Raw genomic sequence first — 21711 nt, 5'->3', positions numbered from 1 at the left:
GGGTGAGCCGAATGCTGAGACCCACGTTTTGGAATGTGGACTGACGTAGCGTCAGGTAAGTGGGCGGTACACCTCCAGCGCCTCGGGCAGCTTCTCCAGCAACACCTCGTCCTCCACCTCCATGACCTCACCGTCGTAGGCGAGCAGCGTGCCCGGTGCGACGCCGGTCAGACGGAGCCGGCCCACATGGACGGCCGCGTGCGCGGGGGAACGGGTGAGCGGGCCCGCGAAGGCCGCGGCGAGCAGCCGCAGGGCCGGCCTGCGGCCGCCGTGCACCACCCGCACGTCGAGCTTCCCGTCCGCCAGATCCTTGCGCCGGGCCGGCGCCAGGCCCATGCGGTGGTACGTGCCGTTGCCGGCGAACAGCAGCCACAGCGGCCGGCGCCGCCCCTCGAACTCGGCCTCCAGCGGATGCCGGTCCGCGCGCAGCACCCGCATCGCCGCCAGCACCCCGGCCGGCCAGCCGCCGATACGGTCCGACCAGCGCTCCCGCTCGCGCACCAGCTCCGGGTAGACGCCCAGGCTGAACGTGTTCACGAAGACCCCGCGCTTGTGCCCGGAGGTGAAGCTGCCGACGTCCACGCGGACCCCGTCGCCCTGCTCCAGGGCCCGGCACAGGTCCCGTACGTCCTCCACGCCCAGGTCGTAGGCGAAGTGGTTCAGCGTGCCGCCGGGCAGCACGGCGAGCGGCAGGCGGTGGCGCAGCGCGACCGCGGCGGCCGTGTTCACCGTGCCGTCGCCGCCGCACACCCCGAGCACCCGGGCACGGGCCGCCGCCTTCTCCATCTCGGCCGCGATGTCCTCGGGCGCGCACTCGACGACCTCCGCCTTCGGCAGCGCGTCGCGCAGCGCACGGGCCCGGTCCGCGGTGCCCGAGGCGGTGTTCGCCACCACCACCAGGCCCTCGCCCTCGGGCAGCGCCGGCAGGTCGGCGCGCGGCCGGGGCGGCGAGGCGACCTGGGCACGCGTGGGCACCATGCCCCGTACGGCGAACGCGGCGCCCGCGCCGAGGGCGGCACCCGCCAGGACGTCGCTCGGGAAGTGGGCGCCGGTGTAGACGCGGGAGGCCGCCACCGAGAAGGCGATCGGCGCGACCACCGCGCCCCAGGCCGGGGACTCCAGGGCGACGCCGGTGGCGAAGGCGGCGGCGGAGGCCGCGTGACCGGATGGGAAGGAGGTGGTGATCGGCTGCCGCTTCAGCCGGCGCATCAGCGGGACCGGGTCCAGCTCGGGCCGGGGACGGCGCACCGAGCGCTTGCCGAGCGTGTTGACGGTCAGGGAGGCCAGACTCAGGGAGGCGAGGCCCCGCGCGGCGGCGCGCCGGGCCCGCGGCGTGCGGCTGGCCGCGATGGCGGCCGCCGCCGCGAACCACAGCACCCCGTGGTTGGCGCTCCGGCTCAGCCGCGGCAGGACGGGCGCGGCGGCGGGCCAGTGCCGCTCGGCGGCGAACTCGAACAGGCGGCTGTCCAGGTCCAGCACCCGCTTGAAGGCGGCGTGGGCACCGTTCATCGGGGCGGTCAGGTCGATGTCTGGGCTCCTCATACAGGGACCGTTACCCGAAACTCGCCGTTCCTTGTGCGCCTCCAGGCCCCGGGCGGGATATGGGTTTGCCCCGGGTGCGGTGGCGCACGCAGAATCTCGCCCCATGGGACATCTCGAAGCCGCGCATCTGGAGTACTTCCTCCCCGACGGGAGGGCGCTGCTCGGCGACGTCTCCTTCCGGGTGGGGGAAGGGGCCGTCGTGGCCCTCGTCGGGCCCAACGGGGCCGGCAAGACGACCCTGCTCCGGCTGATCTCCGGCGAGCTGAAGCCGCACGGCGGCACGGTCACCGTCGGGGGCGGGCTGGGCGTGATGCGGCAGTTCGTGGGATCGGTGCGCGACGAGACGACCGTACGGGACCTGCTCGTCTCGGTCGCGCCGCCGCGTATCCGGGAGGCGGCGCGGGCCGTCGACGCCGCCGAGCACGCCCTCATGACCGTCGACGACGAGGCCGCCCAGCTCGGCTACGCGCAGGCGCTCGCCGACTGGGCGGAGGCACGCGGCTACGAGGCCGAGACCCTGTGGGACATCTGCACCACGGCCGCGCTCGGCGTGCCCTACGAGAAGGCGCAGTGGCGGCAGGTGCGGACCCTGTCGGGCGGTGAGCAGAAGCGGCTGGTCCTGGAGGCGCTGCTGCGCGGCACGGACGAGGTGCTGCTGCTCGACGAGCCGGACAACTACCTCGACGTGCCCGGCAAGCGCTGGCTGGAGGAGCGTCTGAAGGAGACCCGCAAGACCGTCCTCTTCGTCTCCCACGACCGCGAACTCCTCTCCCGCGCCGCCGAGAAGATCGTGTCGGTCGAACCGGGCCCGGCCGGCGCCGACGCCTGGGTGCACGGCGGCGGGTTCGCCACCTACCACGAGGCCCGGCGCGAGCGCTTCGCGCGCTTCGAGGAACTGCGCAGGCGCTGGGACGAGAAGCACGCACAGCTGAAGAAGCTGGTGCTCAGCCTGCGCCAGGCCGCCAGCGTCAGCCACGAGTTGGCGTCCCGCTACCAGGCGGCCCAGACCCGGCTGCGCAAGTTCGAGGAGGCCGGTCCGCCGCCGGAGCCGCCGCGGGAGCAGGAGATCACCATGCGGCTGAGGGGCGGCCGTACCGGCGTCCGGGCCGTCACCTGCGCGGGGCTGGAACTCACCGGCCTCATGCGTCCGTTCGACCTGGAGGTCTTCTACGGCGAGCGCGTCGCCGTCCTCGGCTCCAACGGCTCCGGCAAGTCGCACTTCCTGCGCCTCCTCGCCGGCGAGGACGTCGCGCACACCGGCACGTGGAAGCTCGGGGCGCGCGTCGTGCCCGGACACTTCGCCCAGACCCACGCCCACCCCGAGCTCCAGGGCCGCACCCTGCTCGACATCCTGTGGCAGGAGCACGCACAGGACCGCGGCGCCGCCATGTCCCGGCTGCGCCGCTACGAGCTGACCGGCCAGGCCGAGCAGTGCTTCGACCGCCTCTCCGGCGGGCAGCAGGCCCGCTTCCAGATCCTGCTCCTCGAACTGGCGGGTGCCACCGCCCTGCTGCTGGACGAGCCGACCGACAACCTGGACCTGGAGTCCGCCGAGGCACTCCAAGAGGGGCTGGACGCCTTCGACGGCACGGTCCTCGCGGTCACCCACGACCGCTGGTTCGCCCGTGCCTTCGACCGCTTCCTGGTCTTCGGCAGCGACGGCCACGTCCGTGAGACCCCCGACCCGGTCTGGGACGAGCGGCGCGTGGAGCGGGCCCGCTAGGGGGCGGACGCCGGGCACGGCCCCGGTGGGGTGAGGTGCCGCGTCGGGCAGGGACCCGTCAGCGCTCACTCGGTCGGCGCGGGCGCTACGCCGGCCGAGCCCGCCGGCGCGTGCCGGACACGACCCGGTGACGCAGGGACGCGCCGCGCTTGGTGGCGCTCGGGCGCCGCGTCGGGCAGCGGCCCGTCAGCGCTCGCCCGGCGGCGCGTCGGCGTCTCGCCAGGCGCGCGCCTGGCAGGGCATCGGCGTCATCCGGACACGGGTCACCTCCAGCGGAGGACGGCACCCAGTCCGCCGGCCGGCACGTCCTCCTCCGTCGCGGCCGTCACCGGGGCCGTGGACAGCGCCGTGGCGTCCGTGGCGGCTGCGGACCGGATCAGCGCGTCGTCGGCGCGGGCCGCCCAGGAGTGCTGCTCGCCGAGGATCCGCAGCTCCGTACGGCGCACCGCCAGCTGGTCCGGTTCCTCCCCGATCCACACCTCGCGGTGCAGGTCGGGGCCGTCCGGACGGACCAGGAGCTCCTCGATCCGGTGCTCACGGGCCGCCGCCACCAGCGCGGGCACGCCCTCGGCCGCCCCGGCCCGCCCCTCGGCGTCCGGCGCGCGGGCCGCCCGGAACCGGTCCAGCCCGGCCTCGACCCGGCGGCGGACGTGCGCGGCGCGGATCCGCTCCACGTCCTCGTCCAGCAGCCGGCTCCCCGCCCCGTGTGCGGCCTCCGCCACGCGGTCCTGCAACCGCTTCGGCAGCCGCCCGCGCACCTCGCGCCGCTCACGCTCCTCCCCGACGAGGACGAGCAGGTCTGCCGCGGCCTCGTCCTGGCTCACACTGAGCGCGTCGGCGATCTCGGCCGCGTTGTGCTCCCAGGCGTTCTCCACCTTGAGCTGGAAGTGCCGCTCCGACCAGTCGAGGCTGCTCGTGCGGCGGAGGGGCCATTGCTGCCGCACGACCGCGCCGGCCCGCTGACGGGCCGGCGCGCGGCGCAGTTCGAAGTCCGCGCCCCTGCGGTCGACGTACGCCACGATCGCGACCGGATCCTCGCCCGCCAGGTCCAGCAGCGGCGCCATGCGCGGCAGCGGAGCCCACACGGCCCGGCTGCCGCCCGGCGGACGCCGGGCCAGACACGGGTCGAGGACCACCTTCCCGGCCCGCGCGAACAGGGCACGTCCGTGCGGATCGGGGGAGTGGCGCAGATCCTCGAGCGCACTCGCCACGGCTCGGCAGGTGGCCTCGTCCGCACCCTGCCCCGACAGCTCACGGGCCATCGCCTGGGCCGTCAGACGCAGCTCGTGGGGCGTGTCCTCGGCGTGCCGGGAGGTGTCGACGTACACGGAGGCCCAGGGGCCCGGGTGTTCGTACAGTGGATGCAGAAAGGCGAGATCCATGGCTCCCTCCCGGGTGCCGTCGGAGAAGTGCTTCCGGGCGGGTACCCGTACCGCATGGACGAACACGACGAGCGGGGCACCACGATGACCGGAGTCGACCCGGGCCGGCTGGACGATCAGCAGCTCATGAAGGAGCTGGAGACCATCCACCGCACCCGCCACGACACGCTGCTCTACGGCTCGAACGACGCGCTGCGGGCCCACAACCAGCGCATGGCCCAGCTCGAGGGCGAGTGGCTGCGCCGCAATCCGCGGCGGGCCGTCGCCTCGGGCCGCACCCGCGAAGGGGCGCGGGAACGCCGGTGCGGGGAGTCCGTGACTCCCCGCACCTGACACCTCTGCGCAGGCCGTCCGGCCGCCCGCTCCGCCGGGCGTCGCCCGCCCGCTCCGCCGGGCGTCGCCCGCCCGTGCCGCCGGGCGCTCCGCCCGGCCGGTCGGCTCAGCCGGTCCGCCCGGCAGGTCGGCTCAGCCGGTCTGCGCGCCCTTCTCGGCGAACACTTCCAGGAAGGCCTCGCAGAACGCCTTCAGGTCGTCCGGCTTGCGGCTGGTGACCAGCTTGTTCGGGCCGTGGTCGCAGACCTTCACCTGCTCGTCCACCCAGGTGCCGCCCGCGTTGCGGATGTCCGTCCGCAGGCTCGGCCAGGAGGTGAGCACCCGGCCGCGTACGACGTCGGCCTCGACCAGCGTCCACGGTGCGTGACAGATCGCGGCCACCGGACGGCCCTGCTCGAAGAAGTCCCGTACGAACGCCACGGCCTTCTCGTCCAGCCGCAGGAAGTCCGGGTTGGCCACGCCGCCCGGCAGGACGAGCCCGTCGAAGGAGTCGGCGGTGACGTCCGCGACGACCGCGTCGACGGGGAACGTGTCCGCCTTGTCCAGGTGGTGGAAGCCCTGGACCTTCCCGGGCTTCGTCGACACCAGCACGGGCTCGTGCCCGGCGTCGGTGGCCGCCTTCCACGGCTCGGTCAGCTCGACCTGCTCGACACCCTCTGGTGCGGTCAGAAATGCGATGCGCATGATGATCCAGCGTCCTTTCTCTGTCGGGCCTTTCCGGGCGGCTCCCCGCCGCGGTGCGGCCGCGCGCGGTGCGAAGCCGCGGACGCGGCGGTGCGGTGGTGCGGAGGGCTGCGCCCGGCGTTCCCCCTGCCCTTCGTCCCCCTAGGTCCGGCCCTCGCGCGCGGGCCAGTCGAGCCGCTCGGGCGCGCCGTGCGTCAGCTCCCGGGCCAGCTCCTGGACGTTGGCCCAGCGCGCCTTGCGCGGCAGCCGCTCCACGGCCTCGACCAGGGCGTCCGGCGCGTTCTTCCGGCGCAGGGCGGGGACCAGGTCGCCCGGACCCGCCGGGAAGGAGCTGCGCCCCAGGAACCGGACCAGCTCCAGCCGGATGGTCTCCAGGGACGCGCGGGAACCGCCCGGCGTCACCGGCCCGCCCCAGAACTCCGGGTCGTCGTCGGCGGTCGGCTCGGGGTCGTGCCACTCCTCGCTCCGTGTGGGATGGCCGGACCTGAGCAGGCCCTGCAGTTCGTGCTTCATCTCGTCGTCACGGTGGACGCTCAGCCGGTCACTGCCTCGCTGCATGGTGCTCCCTCCAGATCTCAAGGGTGGCCACCGCGTACCCGTGCAGGGGGAGCCGACACGGCCTTTCGGGGAGTGGGTCCTCGAGGGCGCTTCCCTGGGTCTTCCCGGGTTCTTCCCGGGATCTTCCCGGGATCTTCGTCGGAAGGCGAGTGCCCTGTGTCCTTCCCGGACATGACGGGGTGTTTGGGCCCGGGGGTCCGGGGCAGGCGCACAATCAGTGCTTCGGACCGGAGGCACCCCCGTGGGAGCGGCACCGAGAGCCGCCACCTCTGCGTCCGGCCTGATCGCGTCGATCTCCTGCGGTGACCGTCCACCCCAGAGCACTCCGAGGGAGCTGCGACGCACCATGCGAACTCAAGCGATCGCGAAGCACCACCCGCACGACGACGCCCCCGACACCGCGGAGGACTTCCGCAGGCTCGCCGCGCTGTCGGCAGGCCCCGAGCGCGACGCACTGCGCGAGGAGATCACCGAAGCCTGGCTGCCCATGGCCGAACGGATCGCGGGCCGCTTCCGCAGCCGCGGCGAAAGCTACGACGACCTGCGCCAGGTCGCGGCTCTCGGCCTGGTCAAGGCGGTGGACCGCTACGACCCCGAACGCGGCCACGCCTTCGAGAGCTACGCCGTCCCCACCGTCACCGGTGAGATCAAGCGGCACTTCCGCGACCACATGTGGACCCTGCACGTGCCGCGCCGGGTGCAGGACCTGCGCAACCGCGTCCGGTTCGCCCGCCAGGAACTCTCGCAGACGATCCCGGGCCGGCAGCCCACGGTCGCCGAGATCGCCCAGCACACCGACCTGAGCGAGGAGGACGTCCGGGCGGGCCTGGAGGCTCTGGAGAGCTTCACGGCTCTCTCGCTCGACGCCGAACTGCCCGGCAGCGACGACGGCTACTCACTGAGCGACGCCCTCGGCTCGCCCGACCCGGCCCTGGACACCGTGGTGGACCGCGAGGCCGTCAAGCCCCGGCTCGCGGCCCTGCCTGAGCGCGAGCGGGCCATTCTCTACATGCGCTTCTTCGACGACATGACGCAGAGCCGGATCGCCGAGCGGATGGGCATCTCGCAGATGCACGTGTCCCGGCTGATCTCCCGGTGCTGCGACCGGCTGCGCGACCAGGTGATGCGGGACGGGGCGTAGCCGCCCGGCCCGGGGTGGGGCGATGGCCCTCGGGGTCACCCGATAGGCCGTTCGTGTCCCGCTAATGGGGTCCGGCGGCGCGCGGTCCGCGGCCCGAGCGGATGTGATGGCTGTGCACGGCGCGTACGCCGTGCCGCCAGCCGCCGTCGGTCCAAGGAGCCCCGCTCATGCGCCTCACCCCTCGTGCCCTGCCCGCCGTCGTCCTGGCGGGCGTCATAGCGGGCGCAGCAGCCCCGGCCGTGGCGGCCCCGTCCCCGGACCCGGCGGCCGGCGCGACCACCGTACGACCGGACGCTCCCCGGGAGCCGGCGCCCGCATCGGAGCCGGCCTCGCAGGCGACGCGGGCACCGCAGGTGATGCGAGGCTCGCCGAGCTCCCGGTCCACGCATGGCGCGACGGGCCCGACCGGCTCCCGGTCCACACAGGGCTCGACCGGCTCCCCGTCCACGCACGGCTCGACCGGCTCGCAGGGCCGGGCAGCGCACGAGCCGGCCGCACCGGGGCCGGCCACGCGCGACGCGCAGGCCGCGCCGGACGCGCTGGGCCTGCGCGCCACGCCGGACTCGACGGCCACGCAGGACGTGCGGGGCTCGGCGGACCCCCAGGGCTCGACCGGGCAGGATTCCTCGGCGCAGGACGGAGAACAGCCGGACTCCGAGGCGCAGGACACGGTGCAGCAGGACACGGTGCAGCAGGACGCGGTGCCGAAGGACGAGGGGGCGGACGGGCTCGCCCGTCCGCAGCAGTCGCAGGGCGCCGCCCCCGAACCGTCCCGCGACGAGACCGCCCGCGAGCCGTCGCGTCCCCCGGCCTCGTCGTCCTCGCAGGACTCCGCCCCCGACGCCTCCGACGCCTCCGACCAGGACGGCGGCAAGGAGGGCTCCTACGATCCGTCCCACGGCCAGGTGCCGGGCGGCGACCCCTCCAAGGGCACGGGCGGCCACGACTCCGGCCGTGACCAGGGCTCCGGCCGTGACCAGGGCTCCGGCGACGGCGGCATGATGGACCACGGTGTGCAGGCCGGGGAGGGCGGCACCTTCGCCCCGTCGCTGCCGGCCCTGGTCACCGGCGGGGTACTGATCGCGGCGGCGTTCGGCGCCGCGGGACACCGGCTGTGGCGACGCGGGCGAACGGACGTCCGATGAGCGGGCGGCTCACGCAGGTACGGCTCACGCAGGTACGGCTCACGCACGTACGGCTGAAGGGCGTACCGCCGACGGGCGGAGGGCCCGGCGAACGGCGGGCCGAAGTCGACCTCCGCGCCCGGGAGCGGGCTCCCGTGTGACTCGCGCGACCCGGGACACGGTCATGGGACGGCGCCCCCCTGGGTACTCAGAGGCCGAGGGCCCGGCCCCGCGCCGCGCGGAGCGCACACCAGCCCCTCACGGACCGTACGACACGACAGCGACGGCGACGGCACACGGCAGCGCACGGCACGCACGGCACGGCACCCAGGGACTGCGCGGAGGTACCCATGCGGCGGACGGCCCCGGAAGGACACGGCCCCGTCCGCTACGGTCCGGGCCTCCCCGGCGACGGCCTCCCCGTGCTCCCCGAACTGTCCGAGGCGGTCGCCACCGCCGCGGGCCACACCACGGAGCGGCCGATCGGTGGCGGCCGGCCCCTCCTCGCCGCCGCCTGCGGCTACTGGACCCGGCGCGGGCTGCCCACCGAACCCGACCGAGTCGCGGCCGCGCCCGGCGCGCCCTCCCTGCTGCTCGCGCTGACCGCCGCGCTCGGCGGCGACGTCCTGGTGCCGCGCCCCTGCGCCGCCTGGTGGGCGCCGTACGCACGCCTGCTGGGACGGCCCGCCTTCCATGTGGCGACGCCGGCCGAGTGCGGCGGCGTTCCCGACCCCTACGCCCTGCTGGAGACCGTCCGCCGGGTCCGCGCCGAGGGCGGCGACCCTCGGTTGCTCGTGCTGTCGGTGGCCGACGACCCCACCGCCACCGTCGCGCCCCCGGAGGTGCTGCACGAGACCGTGGAGGCCGCGGCGGGCGAGGGCCTGCACCTGGTCAGCGACGAGACCTGGCGCGACACCGTGCACGCGCCGCACCGGACGGTGCTGCTCAGCCCCGCCGAGATGCTGCCCGGCCGGGTCACCGTCGTCACCGACCTCGCCGGCGCGCTCCTGCCGACCGGCTGGCCCGCCGCCGTCGCCCGTTTCCCCGCCGGCGACGCGGGAGACGACCTGCACGCGCGGGTGCTCGACGTGCTCACCGCGCTCGACGCCCGCGTCGCCGACCCGGTCGCCGCCGCGGCGGCCTACGCCCTCGACGAACCGGGCCCGGTCACCGCGCGCCTGACCACCTCCGTCGGCCTGCACGCGCGCCTGGCGCAGGCCGTGTACGCCGCCGTGGTCGCCGGGGGCGCGCTGGCCCGGCCGCCCCAGGCGGGCCGGCACCTGTACGCCGAACTCGGCCCGCTGCGCTCCGCGCTCGCCGCCCGCGAGGTCGGGGACGCGCAGGAACTGGAGGACTTCCTCGGCGCCCGCCTCCAGATGCCCGCGCCGGGCGGCCACCGCTTCGGCGACGACCTCGGCGCGCTGCGCGTGCGGCTGTCCACCGGCGAGCTGCTCGGCCGCACCGAAGAGGAGCGCGCGGAATGCCTCACGTCACCCGTGCCGTTGGAACTGCCGCATGTGCAACGCGCGTTGAACTCCTTGAGGTCGGTCTTCGACGATCTCCGCGACGACGCTCAGCGATGGGAGCCTCCTCGATGACGCAGCAGTCCGAGCCGCCCACGTCCACGACCTCGCCCGGGTCCTCGTCCGCGCCCACGCCCACGCCCTCGACGGCCTCCGCCACCAGAGCCGTGGCGGCGGCCACGCCCGTCCGGGACACCGGCGGCCCGGCGCCCGCGTCCCGGCCCGCCCCCTCCGTCCCGCCGCTCGCCGCGCCGCGCCCGCTGGGCGAGCGGCGGGTGTGGCCGCGGTCCTTCCACGACCGGCTCACCGCCCCGCTGCCCGGACTCAAGGCGCTCGCCCGGTTCGCCCGCGAGGGCGCCGTCCGCCCGGGCAAGGAGGGCCTCGCCGACATCCCGCTGCTGCCCTACGAACCCGGTCCGCTGCCCCGTGCCGACCCCGGGACCGTCGCCGTCACCTGGGCGGGACACGCCAGCTGGGTCGTCCGGATCGGCGGGCTCACCGTGCTGACCGATCCGGTGTGGTCCCGCCGCATCATCGGCACCCCGGCCCGCATCACCCCCGTCGGCGTCGCCTGGGAGGCCCTGCCGCGCGTCGACGCGGTCGTCATCAGCCACAACCACTACGACCACCTGGACGCGCCGACCCTGCGCCGGCTGCCGCGCGACACACCGGTGTTCATGCCGGCCGGGCTCGGCCGCTGGTTCGAGCGCCGCCGGTTCACCCGCGTCACCGAGCTCGACTGGTGGGAGGCGGCGGCACTGGGCGGGGTCCGGTTCGACTTCGTGCCCGCCCACCACTGGTCCAAGCGCACCCTCACCGACACCTGCCGCAGCCTGTGGGGCGGCTGGGTGCTCACCGGCCCCGACGGGCGGCGCGTCTACTTCGCCGGGGACACGGGCTACGGCCACTGGTTCACCCGCATCGGCCGCCGCTACCCGGACATCGACCTCGCCCTGCTCCCCATCGGCGCCTACGACCCCCGGTGGTGGCTCAGCGACGTGCACTGCGACCCGGAGGAGGCCGTGCGGGCCACCCTCGACCTCGGTGCCCGCCGCCTGGCCCCGATGCACTGGGGCACGTTCGTCCTCTCCGCCGAGCCCGTGCTCGAACCGCTCACCCGGGTTCGCGCGGCCTGGGAGAAGGCCGGCCTGCCCCGGGAGGACCTGTGGGACCTGCCGGTCGGGGCCTCCCGTGTGCTGGACCAGCCCTCCGGCGAGGCCCGCGCGGGCGCGGGCGGGTCAGCCCGAGCGCTCGGCAGGTGACGTCCGCCGGAGCCGGCGCCACAGGCTGGGGGCCGCGCCGATCAGCACCGTCAGCACGACCGCCGCGAGCACGCCCTCCCACGGCTCGGGGAAGAGCGACCCGCCGAGGACGCCGATCAGCTCGTACGTCAGCGCCCAGGCCAGGCAGGCCGGGAGGTTGCCGCGGGCGAACCGGCGCAGCGGCCACTTCGCCAGCAGACAGGCCAGCATCACCGGGATGCGCCCGGCCGGGACCAGCCGGGACAGCACCAGCACCGCCACCCCGTGCCCGGCGAGCTTGTCCTGCGCCTGCCGGAGCCGGTCCTCCGGCGCCCGGCTGCGTATCGCCGCCAGCCATCGCGAGCCGTTCCTCGAGCGCATCCCGCGCCGGCCCAGCCAGTACAGCGCCCCGTCCCCGCAGAAGGCGGCCGTGGACGCGGTGGCGAACACCAGCGCCATCGAGAACGGCGCCGTCTGGTGGAAGGCCACCACCGCCGCCGAACTGACCAGCGCACCCGTCGGCACCACCGGAACCAGCGCCCCGATCAGCACCAGCAGGAACAGCGACGGATAACCGATGGCCCGCTGGGTCGACTCCGGTGGCACGAGCGTCACCAGCGCGGCGAGCCGTGTCACCGGGCGACCTCCAGGCGCACGCTCTCCCCGTGCCCGAGCCGGTGCACCGCCACCCGGGGCGCGCGCCGCGCCGCCAGGCGCACGAATTCGTCGCCCGGCGCGTGGAACTCATGGGGGCGCACGGCGTCCAGCCCGATCGGCCAGTACGTGCCGTAGTGCACCGGAACCGCCGTGCGCGGCGCCAGCCGGGCCACCGCCTGGGCCGCCCGGCCCGCGTCCAGGTGCCCCGCACCGAGGTACGGCCCCCAGCCGCCCACCGGGAGCAGCGCCGCGTCGACCTGCCCGACCTCCTCGGCCATCCCGTCGAACAGCCCGGTGTCCCCGGCGAAGTACGTCCGTGCCCGGCCCTCGACGACGTAGCCGAGGGCGGGGGAGCGGTGCCGCCCGAACGGCAGCCGGCGCCCGTCGTGGTGCGCGGGGACCGCGCGGACGACGACCTCGCCCACCTCGACGCGGTCGCCGTGCGCCACCTCGGTGATGCGCAGATGGCCGAGCCGGCGCAGCCCCGGCACCGCGCGGGGCGCGCCCCGGGGCACGAGCAGGCGCGTGCCCGGGGCCAGCCGGGTCAGCGACGGGAGATGGAGGTGGTCGGCGTGCAGATGCGAGATCAGCGCCACGTCCGCGTGCCAGGCGCCCGGCGGCGGCAGCGCGCCGCGCCGGCGCCGCAGGTGCGCGAGCCGGCGTGCGAACAGCGGATCGGTGAGCACACGCACGTTCGAGTCCTCGATGGTGCACGTCGCGTGACCCCACCAGGTGATCTCCACCGGCACCTTCTTTGCCTCCTTCGCGCGACTCCCCCTGAGCCTACGTGCAGGAGTAGGGTCGGCGGCGAAAACCCGGAGGTGAGGGGGACTCCATGGGAGACGTGCGGGACGCCTCCGGCGCCGCCGCCGCGGTGCCGGTCCGGGTCACGGCCATCGCGAGCCTGACCCCCCTGGAAGAGCTCAACGACGAACCTTTCCTGGTGGACTCCCGCAGCCAGCACGCCATGTGCGCGCGCTGGGCGGCGGAGCACGGGTACGTGGTCGCGCGCGAGCTCCTCGTGCGCGGGCTGCGCACCGACCACTCGGCCCTGTGGGACGGCGTGCGGCCCGGCGTGGACCTGTTCGTCGCCCCCAGCCGGCGCGTCCTGGAGCGGGCGCTGTCCTCCGTCGAGGAGTTCACCGCCGAGTGCGCGCGCCGGGGCGTGCGGGTGGAGACGGTGGGCCGGGCCGAGCCGTCGTACGACGCGCAGATGAAGGCGCACGTGCACCGCCGGCTGTCCATGCCGACCGCCGGCTACGACGGGCGTTAGGACCTGTCCTGCGCGGTCGGCCGTACCGGCTGGTGAGGCGGGGGCCGGGGCGGCTCGTGTGACAAGCTGAGTTCGGGCCCGTGTGCGGACCGGGCCGGGACGTGAGGTGCGCGGCGTGCGTGGCGGGCGGTGGCGGCGGGTCGCCAGTCAGGTCGGACGGAGCATCACGGTGTGGGCCGTCAGCACGGTCACCCTGCTGGTGCTCGCGGGGATCCTGCCGGACTTCCAGTTGCAGTCGCCCGCCGGTGACAGTGCCACCAGCATCGCCGTGACCGCCGCGCTCGGCGCCGGCGCCTTCGGTCTGCTCTCCGCCGTCGTCTGGCCCCTGCTCGTGCGGGCGCTGCTGCTCGTCCCGGCGCTCGTACTCGGGCTGCTGGTGTTCTTCCTCAACGGCTCACTGCTCCTCCTCGCGCTGCGCATCAACCCCTCCGGGGAGCCGGAGGCGGCGCCCGAGACCGCCGTCGTCGTGGCCGCCGTGATGTCCGCGGTCGCCTCGGCCACCGGCGCCGCGCTCGCCGTCCGCGACGACGACGCCTACCGGCGCCGGCTGTACCGGCTCGCCGACCGCCGCCGCAGACGGCTCCCGCCCGGCCCGACCACGCCCGGCACCGTCGTCGTACAGCTCGACGGCGTCGGCCACGACGTCCTGCGGGACGCGGTCGGCCGGGGGCTGATGCCGACCGTGGCCCGCTGGCTCGGCTCCGGCCCGGAGAACCCGGGGCCGCGGGCCACCCACCGGCTCACCCCCTGGCGCACCGACTGGTCCAGTCAGACCGGCGCCACTCAGCTCGGCATCCTGCACGGCTCCAACCACGACGTCCCCGCCTTCCGCTGGTACGAGAAGGACACCGGGGAGATCGTGGTCTGCAACCGCCCGACCAGCGCCGCCGAGCTCCAGCGCCGCGCCGTCGAGCGCACCGGCGACGGCGGGCTGCTCACCCTCGACGGCGCCAGCCGGGGCAACCTGTTCAGCGGCGGCGCCGAGGAACTCGCCCTCGTCCTGTCCGTATCGGCCCGCCGCGGCCCCGGCAACCGCTCCCGCGCGGGCTACTTCGCCTACTTCTCCGACCCCGCCAACGCCGTCCGCACCGCCCTGTCCTTCGTCGCCGACGCGGGCCGCGAGATCGGCCAGGCGGTCCGCGCCCGGATCCGCAAACAGCGCCCGCGGGTCGGCCGCGGCGGCCTCTACCCCTTCGTCCGCGCCTTCGCGACCGTCGTCGAACGCGACGTCGTCGTCGCCGCGGTGATGGGCGACCTGCTCGCCGGACGCACCGCCGTCTACGCCGATCTGGTCGCCTACGACGAGGTGGCCCACCACTCCGGGCCGCTCAGCCGGGACGCGCAGAAGGTCCTGCACCGGCTGGACCGCGCGCTCGCGCTGATCGAGAAGGCCGCCGAGCACGCCCCGCGCCCGTACCGCATCGTCGTCCTGTCCGACCACGGACAGAGCCCCGGCGAGACCTTCCGCTCCCGCTACGGCCTCACCCTGGCCGACCTGGTGCGGGCCGGCTGCGGACTGCCCGTGCCGCGCCGGGCGGAGCGTACCCGCAGCGGCGCGGAGGCGCGGGCGGCGGTCCGGGCGGCGCTGCGCCGGCCCGTCGAGGAGCTCCCGGAGCGCGACCGGGCCGCCGGGCGTGCCACCGAGCCGGTCGTGCTGGCCTCCGGCAACCTGGGCCTGGTGTCCTTCCCCGACGTGCCGCACCGGATGAGCCGGGAGGAGATCGACGGCCGCCACCCGGGGCTGCTGACCACGCTCGCCAACCACCCCGGCGTCGGCTTCGTGCTCGTCCGCAGCGAGGAGCACGGCGGCCTCGTGCTCGGCGCGCGCGGCGCGCAGATCCCGCTCGGCGACCTCGACGAGAACCCCGGGCCGCTCGCCGCCTTCGGCCCCGGCGCCGCCGACGCGGTCCGCCGCACGCACTCCTTCCCGCACGCCGCCGACATCATGGTCAACTCCTGCCACGACGCGGCCGACGGCGAGGTCCTCGCCTTCGAGGAGCAGATCGGCTCCCACGGCGGGCTCGGCGGGGCCCAGGGCCGCCCGTTCCTGCTGTCGCCGCTGGCTCTCTCCCCGCCCGCCGGGGAGGAGGACGGGGAGGTCGTCGGCGCGGAGCACGTGCACCGGGTGCTGCGTCGCTGGCTGCGCGAGGCGCACGGCCCGCAGGTGCCGCTCGACGAGCAGGAGGACGAGCGGGCCGCCTGACCCCTCGCCCGCGCACCCCTCGCCCGCGCACCCCTCGCCCGTGCGCCCGGCGCCTGTGCGACCGGCGGCCGCGCAGCCGCCGGGCCGCGGCGGGCGTCAGACCTGGGGCCAGAACCCCGACCGGACCCGGCCGAAGTCGTTCATCGCCATGACCGCGGACGCCGCGCCCGGCCCGTGCGCCGTGTCGCTGAACGACACCACCGTGTCCAGGGCGCTGGTCAGCGTGATCAGCTTCTGCAGGGTCACCTGGTCGTCGCGGAACTCCCGGGCGGGCAGCTTGTCGTGGGCGGCCCGCAGCACCTGGATGTGGTGCGTCAGCCGCTTCGTCGCCGCGTCCCGGTCCCGGTCGTACAGGTCGTCGAGCGCGTAGAAGGTGACCTCGCTGGTCCACAGGCCGACCGCGTGCACCGTGACGGTCTCCTCGGCGAGGGTGAACCCGGTGGACAGGTCGATGTCGTGCCGGTGTCCCGCGCGGGTGACGGTGTCGACGTACTGCACGGTGGCGGTGCCCGGCTCCGGCGCCTCGCGGCCCGGCGGCACGGCGAGTTCGAGCACGATCCAGTACGTCTCCCCGAAGGCGAGGTCCGGGGCGAAGATCCTGATGCCCTGCTCCTCGGTGATGAGGTCCGGCAGGGGCTGTGCGCCGTAGTCCGCGCGGGCCCGCTCCGCCGCCCGGCCCGCCTCCCGCAGCACCGCGGCCCGGGCCCGGGGGTCGGTGACCAGGTCGTGCCCGTACAGGTGCCTGATCTCCACGTCGGGCGCGATGTCCAGCCGGAGCTGGATGTCGATGGCGGCCAGGTGGTCGCGCCGGTTCAGGTCGGCGAGCAGGTCCGTGCCCACCTGCTCGGGCCGGGTGACGAAGGTCGAGTGGCCGCCCGCGAGCCCGGCCAGCGCGGCCAGTTCCGGCATCCGGGCGTCGGAGCCGAAGCCGAAGCAGGACAGGGTGAGGTCACCGCGGAGTTTGGCCGCGATGTTGGTCCGGATCCTGATCCAGTCCCGTTCGCCGGACGTCGGGGAGCCGTCGGAGAAGACGTACAGGCAGTTGACCATGTGCCTGCCGAGGGCGTTGCGGCCGATCTCGTCGATGCCGTACTGCACGCCGAGGTTGATGTCCGTGCCGCCGCCCGCGCTCAGCCCGGACACCACCTGGGCGAAGCGCTCGGCCGGCAGGTCCTGCCGGGCGGTGGCGGCCAGCACGGTGCGGACGTGGTGGTCGAAGGTGATGATGCCCAGGCAGTCCGTGGGCCGCAGCCTGTCGTACAGCGCCTGCAGGGCCGCCTTGACGCAGTCGAGTTTCTCGCCGTGCATCGAGCCGCTGGTGTCCACGACGAAGACGAAGTTGACGGGGAGCGGTTCGGCGGGGGCGTCCCCGGGATGCGCCTCGCCCGCCTTGAGCGTGATCTCCAGGAAGTGGGTGGTCGCCTCGTCCGCGCGGAAGTCCCCCTGCACGGCGGTCAGCCCGTGGCTGACGCCGACGGCCCGGCCGGGCGGGGGGCCGGGCACCTGCTCGGTGCGGGCCGCCACGAAGTCGTCGAAGCGGATCTGTTCCTGACCGATGATCACGCCCTGCTCGATGAGGTCCCGGACGCCGAGCGGGGAGCGGGTGCCGAAGGCGTTGTTGCGGCGGATGAAGAGGCCGTCGTGGGGGAGCGGCTCGCCGGAGCGCCGGAACAGGGCCGGAGGCCCGCCCGGCGGGGCGCCGTGGCCGACGCGGGCCGAGGCCGCGTCACGGGCCCCGGCGGCCGATCTGCGGCGGTAGCTACGCTCGGACCGGACGTCGAGGGCCATCTCGTCGGCGTAGAAGCGGCCCGGGTCCAGCTCCTCGCCGATCTCGAAGCGGTATGCGGCGTGTCGTCCGAGGGGCGTGGCCGGGAACTCGGGGGATGCGTCCTCGGACTCGTCCTGGGACCTGGCGAGGTGCTCCTGCCGCTCCAGCTCCTGCCGTTCCAGCTCCTGCTCCCAGCGCGCCAGCAGCTCGGGCTCCCGCCGCTCCGTCTCGAGCCGCGCCGACAGCTCGGCCTGCCGCCGCTCCTGCCACGCGATCCGCCGGAACCGTTCCTGCCGTGTGACGGGCCCCGCTCCGGGCCTGATCTCCCGCCCGGCGCGCAGCCACCGCCACAGCACTCCGTCCGGTGTGTCCGGGTCGGGCGGGGTGATCTCGGGGTGGACGACGGCCGTCAGCGGGCGGGACCGGATCAGGGCCCGTCCCAGTTCCACCGCCCAGACGCGTCCGCGGTCCGCGAGCACCGGCCCGGGCGAGAGGCCGAGCCGTGCGGCGAAGCCCCGGCATTCGGTCTCGCGCCGCGCCCGCCGGCCTGCGTCGGAGTCCGCCGGCGCGTCCACCGGGCCGCCCTCCCGCCCACCGTCCGGCGCACGGTCCGGCGCGCCGTCCGGCCCGTCCCCTGGGCCGCTCTCCCGAGGCAGATCGACCACCAGGAGGGCCACCCCGCCCCCGGACACCGGGGCCGGCTCGACCGCGGGCGGGCCGGACGGGCTCGGCTGCGCCCCGGCGGGCTCGCACAGCCGTAACGCCACCCCGCACGTCAGCAGGTCCCACAGCCGGTTCCTCCGGCCGTTTCCGGTGGCGTCCGGGGCGGCACCGGGATGGACCACGAGCACCGCGTCCGGATGCTCCGCGAGCAGGGCCTCGGCCTCCGCCACCGTCCTCGCCACCCGGGGCAGCGGGACCAGGCCGGCCCGCTCGGCCTCCCGCAGCGCCACTCGCGCCGCCGGCCGGTCCGCCGCGTCGTCCCCGCCGGCGCCGGCGGGGGAGCCGACGTACACGACGGCCGCGCGCGCCCCACCGCCGCTGTTCCGCTCACTCGGCATGTGCATCCTCCGTGGTACGGGTGGGCAGCGGGCACCGTGCCTCGAACTGCGTGCGGGTGCGCACCCCACCGCCGAACATTCCCTCGGCCCTCAACTGCCTGAGCCATGCGTCGAGTTCGCCGCTCAGCCCCGTGCTCTCCACGGACAGCCGCGCGGCCCGGTCACGCCGGTCCGGGTCGTTGGCCAGCAACAGCAGCTCGATCTTGAGCGCGATGCTGTACGGGTCCCGGCCGTCGAGCTTCAGCGCCTCCTCGACGTATCCGGCCGCCACGTCCAGATTGCCGCGGGTCAGCGCGATCCTCGCCTTCCAGTACCAGAAGGCCGAGGAGTCCCGGGCCGACCCGGACGCCTCAAGGGCGCGCTCCGCCTGATCCGGCTCGCCGCTCTCCACGTGCCTGCGGACCGTGGCCAGCGAGCGCTCGACGCCGTTCCTCCCGGCGCCCCTGGCCCGGGCCGACGGGCCGGTGACCGTGCGCACCGCGATCAGCAGCACGGCCAGCAGGAAGAGCAGCAACATGCCCACGAGCACCACGAACTGCCGTACGCCCTTGCTCTCGGCGAGCGTGGCGAAGATGCCGAGGATCGCCACGGCGAAGGCGAGCACCACGACGGTGCCGAACAGGGCGGTCGCCTGGGCCGCGGTGAGCGTCCGGAACATCCGCCGGCGGATGATGTCGCGTACGAGATCTCGGTAGAGCAGGTACAGGACGCCGAGGGCGACCCCGCCAAATCCCGCGATTCCCCCGAGGACTTGGAACACTTCGACCATGAATCGGACTGTAGGGCCTCGCCCGGCCGCACGGCAGGCGATTGGCGGACCTTCTCCGGCAGGTCGCGGGCAGTTCGACGGGTCCGGGCGGTGCGGATGTGATCGGATGGTGGGTACGCGGAACCCGTACGGAATCCCGGCGACGGGAACCCTGGCGAAAGGTATGGATCCACCGTGGCAACCACGCGCACCGCACACACCGTCTGGGAAGGCAACCTGCTCGAGGGCAACGGCGTCGTCACCTTCGACTCCTCCGGCATCGGCCAGCAGCCGGTGTCGTGGCCGTCGCGCGCGGAGCAGGCGAACGGGAAGACCAGCCCCGAGGAGCTGATCGCCGCCGCCCACTCCAGCTGCTTCTCCATGGCCCTCTCGCACGGCCTGGCGGGCGCCGGCACCCCGCCCACCAAGCTGGAGACGAAGGCCGACGTGACCTTCCAGCCGGGTGAGGGCATCACGGGCATCCACCTCACCGTCGAGGGCACCGTCCCCGGCGTCGACGACGACGCCTTCGTCGCCGCCGCCGAGGACGCCAAGAAGAACTGCCCGGTCAGCCAGGCCCTGGCCGGTACGACGATCACCCTGTCGGCCAAGCTGGCCTGACCGGCCCGTACGTCCCCAGGTGCCGCGCCCCGGCTCCCCGGGGCGCGGCACCGTCGTCTCCGCGCCGCGCGCACCACCACGCGGGATTGACAACCGACCACTCGAGTTTTGTGCTGGAGAACGGGACGCGCCCTGGCGGAAGGGGACGGAGATGGCACGTGCGGTCGGGATCGATCTCGGGACGACGAACTCGGTGGTGGCCGTCCTGGAGGGCGGTGAGCCCACCGTCGTCGCCAACGCGGAGGGCGCGCGCACCACGCCGTCGGTCGTGGCGTTCGCCAAGAACGGCGAGGTGCTCGTCGGCGAGGTGGCCAAGCGGCAGGCCGTGACGAACGTGGAGCGCACCGCCCGTTCGGTCAAGCGGCACATGGGCGACTCCGTGTGGCGGTTCCCGGACCAGGGGACCGTGGACGGCACCCGCTACCGGGCGCAGGAGCTGTCGGCCCGCGTGCTGCAGAAGCTGAAGCGGGACGCGGAGTCCTACCTCGGCGAGGACGTCACCGACGCGGTGATCACCGTCCCCGCCTACTTCGACGACGCCCAGCGGCAGGCCACCAAGGAGGCCGGGGAGATCGCCGGGCTGAAAGTCCTGCGGATCATCAACGAGCCGACGGCCGCGGCCCTCGCCTACGGCCTCGACCGGGGCGAGGAGCAGACCGTCCTCGTCTTCGACCTCGGCGGCGGCACCTTCGACGTCTCCCTGCTGGAGATCGGCGACGGCGTCATCGAGGTCAAGGCCACCAACGGCGACACGCACCTCGGCGGCGACGACTGGGACCAGCGGATCGTCGAGCACCTCGTCAAGCGCTTCAAGGGGCAGTACGGCGTCGACCTCGGCAAGGACAAGATGGCGCTGCAGCGGCTGCGCGAGGGCGCCGAGAAGGCCAAGATCGAGCTGTCCTCGTCCTCCGAGACGACGATCAACCTGCCCTACATCACCGCCTCCGCCGAGGGCCCGCTCCACCTCGACGAGAAACTCACGCGCGCGCAGTTCCAGGAGCTCACCGCCGACCTGCTGGAGCGCTGCAAGAAGCCCTTCCACCAGGCGGTCAAGGACGCCGGGGTGGACCTGTCCAAGATCGACCACGTGATCCTCGTAGGCGGCTCCACCCGGATGCCCGCGGTCACCGACCTGGTGCGGGACCTCACCGGCAAGGACCCGCACAAGGGCGTCAACCCCGACGAGGTGGTGGCGGTGGGCGCCGCGCTCCAGGCGGGTGTCATCCGCGGCGACGTCAAGGACGTCCTGCTCCTCGACGTCACCCCGCTGTCCCTGGGCATCGAGACCAAGGGCGGCATCATGACCAGGCTCATCGAGCGCAACACGACGATCCCCACCCGCCGTTCGGAGATCTTCACGACCGCCACCGACAACCAGCCCTCGGTCGGCATCCAGGTCTACCAGGGCGAACGGGAGATCGCCGCCTACAACAAGAAGCTCGGCGTCTTCGACCTCACCGGCCTGCCGCCCGCCCCGCGCGGGGTGCCGCAGATCGAGGTCGCCTTCGACATCGACGCCAACGGGATCATGCACGTCTCCGCGAAGGACCTGGCGACCGGCCGCGAACAGAAGATGACGGTCACCGGCGGCTCGGCGCTGCCGAAGGACGACATCGACCGCATGATGCGGGAGGCCGAGCAGTACGCGGAGGAGGACCGCGCGCGCCGGGAGGCCGCGGAGACCCGCAACCAGGCCGAGCAACTCGTTTACCAGACGGAGAAGTTCCTCCGCGAGAACACCGACCGGATTCCCGCCGAGACCAGGTCCGAGGTCGAGGCGGCGACCGCGGAGGTGAAGACCCTGCTGGAGCAGAACGCCGACACCGCCGCCCTGCGCACCGGCACCGAGAAGCTCGCCACCGTCAGCCAGAAGATGGGCCAGGCGATGTACGCCCAGGCCCAGCAGGCCTCGGCGGAGGGCGCCGAGCAGCAGACGCCGCCGCACCACGACGAGGAGGGCGTGGTGGACGCGGAGATCGTCGACGAGGAGCGGGACACCAAGGGCCCGGCCGCCTGAGGGTCCGCCCCTCTGGAAGGGCGGCCGCCTGAGGGGCCGACGCCCGTCCCGGCCGCCCGAGGGTCCGCCGTCCGCCCCGGCCGTCTGCCCGTCTGCCCGCTCGGGCCGACGC

At 74.7% G+C, this 21711-nt stretch carries 19 protein-coding genes; 11 read left to right on the top strand and 8 right to left on the bottom strand.

Annotated elements, in window-relative coordinates:
* Positions 1 to 51 precede the first annotated feature (51 nt).
* On the bottom strand, positions 52 to 1542 hold the full coding sequence (locus tag ACIQ9G_RS15975; protein WP_403609230.1) for a bifunctional phosphatase PAP2/diacylglycerol kinase family protein: 1491 nt from the start codon (positions 1540 to 1542) through the stop codon (positions 52 to 54).
* Between the two features lie 103 nt (positions 1543 to 1645).
* On the opposite strand from ACIQ9G_RS15975, the gene ACIQ9G_RS15970 reads away from it, so the two are divergent.
* Positions 1646 to 3265 carry an ATP-binding cassette domain-containing protein gene (locus ACIQ9G_RS15970; RefSeq protein WP_403609227.1) on the top strand — a complete coding sequence of 540 codons (1620 nt, stop codon included), beginning with the start codon at positions 1646 to 1648 and terminating at the stop codon, positions 3263 to 3265.
* 263 nt (positions 3266 to 3528) lie between these two features.
* On the opposite strand, the gene ACIQ9G_RS15965 is transcribed toward ACIQ9G_RS15970, so the two are convergent.
* Entirely contained in the window at positions 3529 to 4647 is a 1119-nt protein-coding gene (locus ACIQ9G_RS15965; protein WP_403609225.1) for a Vms1/Ankzf1 family peptidyl-tRNA hydrolase, read from the bottom strand.
* A 54-nt stretch (positions 4648 to 4701) separates the two neighbouring features.
* On the opposite strand from ACIQ9G_RS15965, the gene ACIQ9G_RS15960 reads away from it, so the two are divergent.
* Positions 4702 to 4980, top strand: a complete 279-nt coding sequence (locus ACIQ9G_RS15960) for a DUF6158 family protein (RefSeq protein ID WP_403609223.1) — start codon at positions 4702 to 4704, stop codon at positions 4978 to 4980.
* Positions 4981 to 5112: 132 nt separating this feature from the next.
* Here the strand turns inward: ACIQ9G_RS15960 and ACIQ9G_RS15955 are convergent, their stop codons facing one another.
* Positions 5113 to 5664 carry a type 1 glutamine amidotransferase domain-containing protein gene (locus ACIQ9G_RS15955; protein ID WP_403609220.1) on the bottom strand — a complete coding sequence of 184 codons (552 nt, stop codon included), beginning with the start codon at positions 5662 to 5664 and terminating at the stop codon, positions 5113 to 5115.
* Positions 5665 to 5805: 141 nt separating this feature from the next.
* Positions 5806 to 6222, bottom strand: coding sequence for a DUF2795 domain-containing protein (locus ACIQ9G_RS15950; protein ID WP_403609217.1), 417 nt, complete (start codon positions 6220 to 6222; stop codon positions 5806 to 5808).
* A 346-nt stretch (positions 6223 to 6568) separates the two neighbouring features.
* Between ACIQ9G_RS15950 and ACIQ9G_RS15945 the strand changes: the two genes are divergently transcribed.
* The 5 genes from ACIQ9G_RS15945 to ACIQ9G_RS15925 all read left to right on the top strand — a co-directional run bounded on the left by ACIQ9G_RS15945 (position 6569) and on the right by ACIQ9G_RS15925 (position 11272).
* Positions 6569 to 7363, top strand: a complete 795-nt coding sequence (locus ACIQ9G_RS15945) for an RNA polymerase sigma factor SigF (RefSeq protein ID WP_403609215.1) — start codon at positions 6569 to 6571, stop codon at positions 7361 to 7363.
* Between the two features lie 167 nt (positions 7364 to 7530).
* A complete protein-coding gene (locus ACIQ9G_RS15940; protein ID WP_403609212.1) occupies positions 7531 to 8508 on the top strand; it encodes a hypothetical protein in 978 nt (325 codons plus the stop codon).
* Positions 8505 to 8648: a hypothetical protein gene (locus tag ACIQ9G_RS15935; protein WP_403609210.1), complete on the top strand. Its 144-nt coding sequence runs from the start codon at positions 8505 to 8507 to the stop codon at positions 8646 to 8648. Before ACIQ9G_RS15940 ends, ACIQ9G_RS15935 begins: the two co-directional genes overlap by 4 nt.
* Positions 8649 to 8837: 189 nt before the next feature.
* Positions 8838 to 10085, top strand: coding sequence for an aminotransferase class I/II-fold pyridoxal phosphate-dependent enzyme (locus ACIQ9G_RS15930; protein ID WP_403609208.1), 1248 nt, complete (start codon positions 8838 to 8840; stop codon positions 10083 to 10085).
* Complete coding sequence (locus tag ACIQ9G_RS15925; RefSeq protein WP_403609205.1) at positions 10082 to 11272, top strand: MBL fold metallo-hydrolase; 1191 nt, start codon at positions 10082 to 10084, stop codon at positions 11270 to 11272. Before ACIQ9G_RS15930 ends, ACIQ9G_RS15925 begins: the two co-directional genes overlap by 4 nt.
* On the opposite strand, the gene ACIQ9G_RS15920 is transcribed toward ACIQ9G_RS15925, so the two are convergent.
* Positions 11249 to 11887, bottom strand: coding sequence for a DedA family protein (locus ACIQ9G_RS15920; RefSeq protein ID WP_403609203.1), 639 nt, complete (start codon positions 11885 to 11887; stop codon positions 11249 to 11251). The genes ACIQ9G_RS15925 and ACIQ9G_RS15920 overlap by 24 nt on opposite strands.
* Positions 11884 to 12657, bottom strand: a complete 774-nt coding sequence (locus tag ACIQ9G_RS15915) for an MBL fold metallo-hydrolase (RefSeq protein ID WP_403609201.1) — start codon at positions 12655 to 12657, stop codon at positions 11884 to 11886. Before ACIQ9G_RS15915 ends, ACIQ9G_RS15920 begins: the two co-directional genes overlap by 4 nt.
* A gap of 86 nt (positions 12658 to 12743) precedes the next feature.
* Here ACIQ9G_RS15915 and ACIQ9G_RS15910 point away from each other — a divergent pair, with 86 nt between their 5' ends.
* Together ACIQ9G_RS15910 and ACIQ9G_RS15905 are read left to right on the top strand one after the other, a co-directional pair.
* Complete coding sequence (locus ACIQ9G_RS15910; RefSeq protein WP_403609199.1) at positions 12744 to 13181, top strand: hypothetical protein; 438 nt, start codon at positions 12744 to 12746, stop codon at positions 13179 to 13181.
* A gap of 106 nt (positions 13182 to 13287) precedes the next feature.
* Entirely contained in the window at positions 13288 to 15384 is a 2097-nt protein-coding gene (locus tag ACIQ9G_RS15905) for a phage holin family protein (protein ID WP_403609196.1), read from the top strand.
* A gap of 96 nt (positions 15385 to 15480) precedes the next feature.
* Here the strand turns inward: ACIQ9G_RS15905 and ACIQ9G_RS15900 are convergent, their stop codons facing one another.
* Positions 15481 to 18213 carry a VWA domain-containing protein gene (locus ACIQ9G_RS15900; RefSeq protein WP_403609193.1) on the bottom strand — a complete coding sequence of 911 codons (2733 nt, stop codon included), beginning with the start codon at positions 18211 to 18213 and terminating at the stop codon, positions 15481 to 15483.
* A complete protein-coding gene (locus tag ACIQ9G_RS15895; protein ID WP_403609191.1) occupies positions 18203 to 18982 on the bottom strand; it encodes a tetratricopeptide repeat protein in 780 nt (259 codons plus the stop codon). Before ACIQ9G_RS15895 ends, ACIQ9G_RS15900 begins: the two co-directional genes overlap by 11 nt.
* A gap of 174 nt (positions 18983 to 19156) precedes the next feature.
* Between ACIQ9G_RS15895 and ACIQ9G_RS15890 the strand changes: the two genes are divergently transcribed.
* Together ACIQ9G_RS15890 and dnaK are read left to right on the top strand one after the other, a co-directional pair.
* On the top strand, positions 19157 to 19582 hold the full coding sequence (locus ACIQ9G_RS15890) for an OsmC family protein (RefSeq protein WP_403609189.1): 426 nt from the start codon (positions 19157 to 19159) through the stop codon (positions 19580 to 19582).
* A gap of 151 nt (positions 19583 to 19733) precedes the next feature.
* Complete coding sequence (gene dnaK, locus ACIQ9G_RS15885; RefSeq protein WP_403609186.1) at positions 19734 to 21599, top strand: molecular chaperone DnaK; 1866 nt, start codon at positions 19734 to 19736, stop codon at positions 21597 to 21599.
* Positions 21600 to 21711: the final 112 nt, after the last annotated feature.

The sequence above is a fragment of the Streptomyces sp. NPDC096152 genome (assembly GCF_044763235.1).
Lineage (GTDB): Bacteria > Actinomycetota > Actinomycetes > Streptomycetales > Streptomycetaceae > Streptomyces.
The sequence above is the reverse complement of the archived record's forward strand: the minus strand, read 5'-3'. Positions and strand labels throughout refer to the sequence as shown.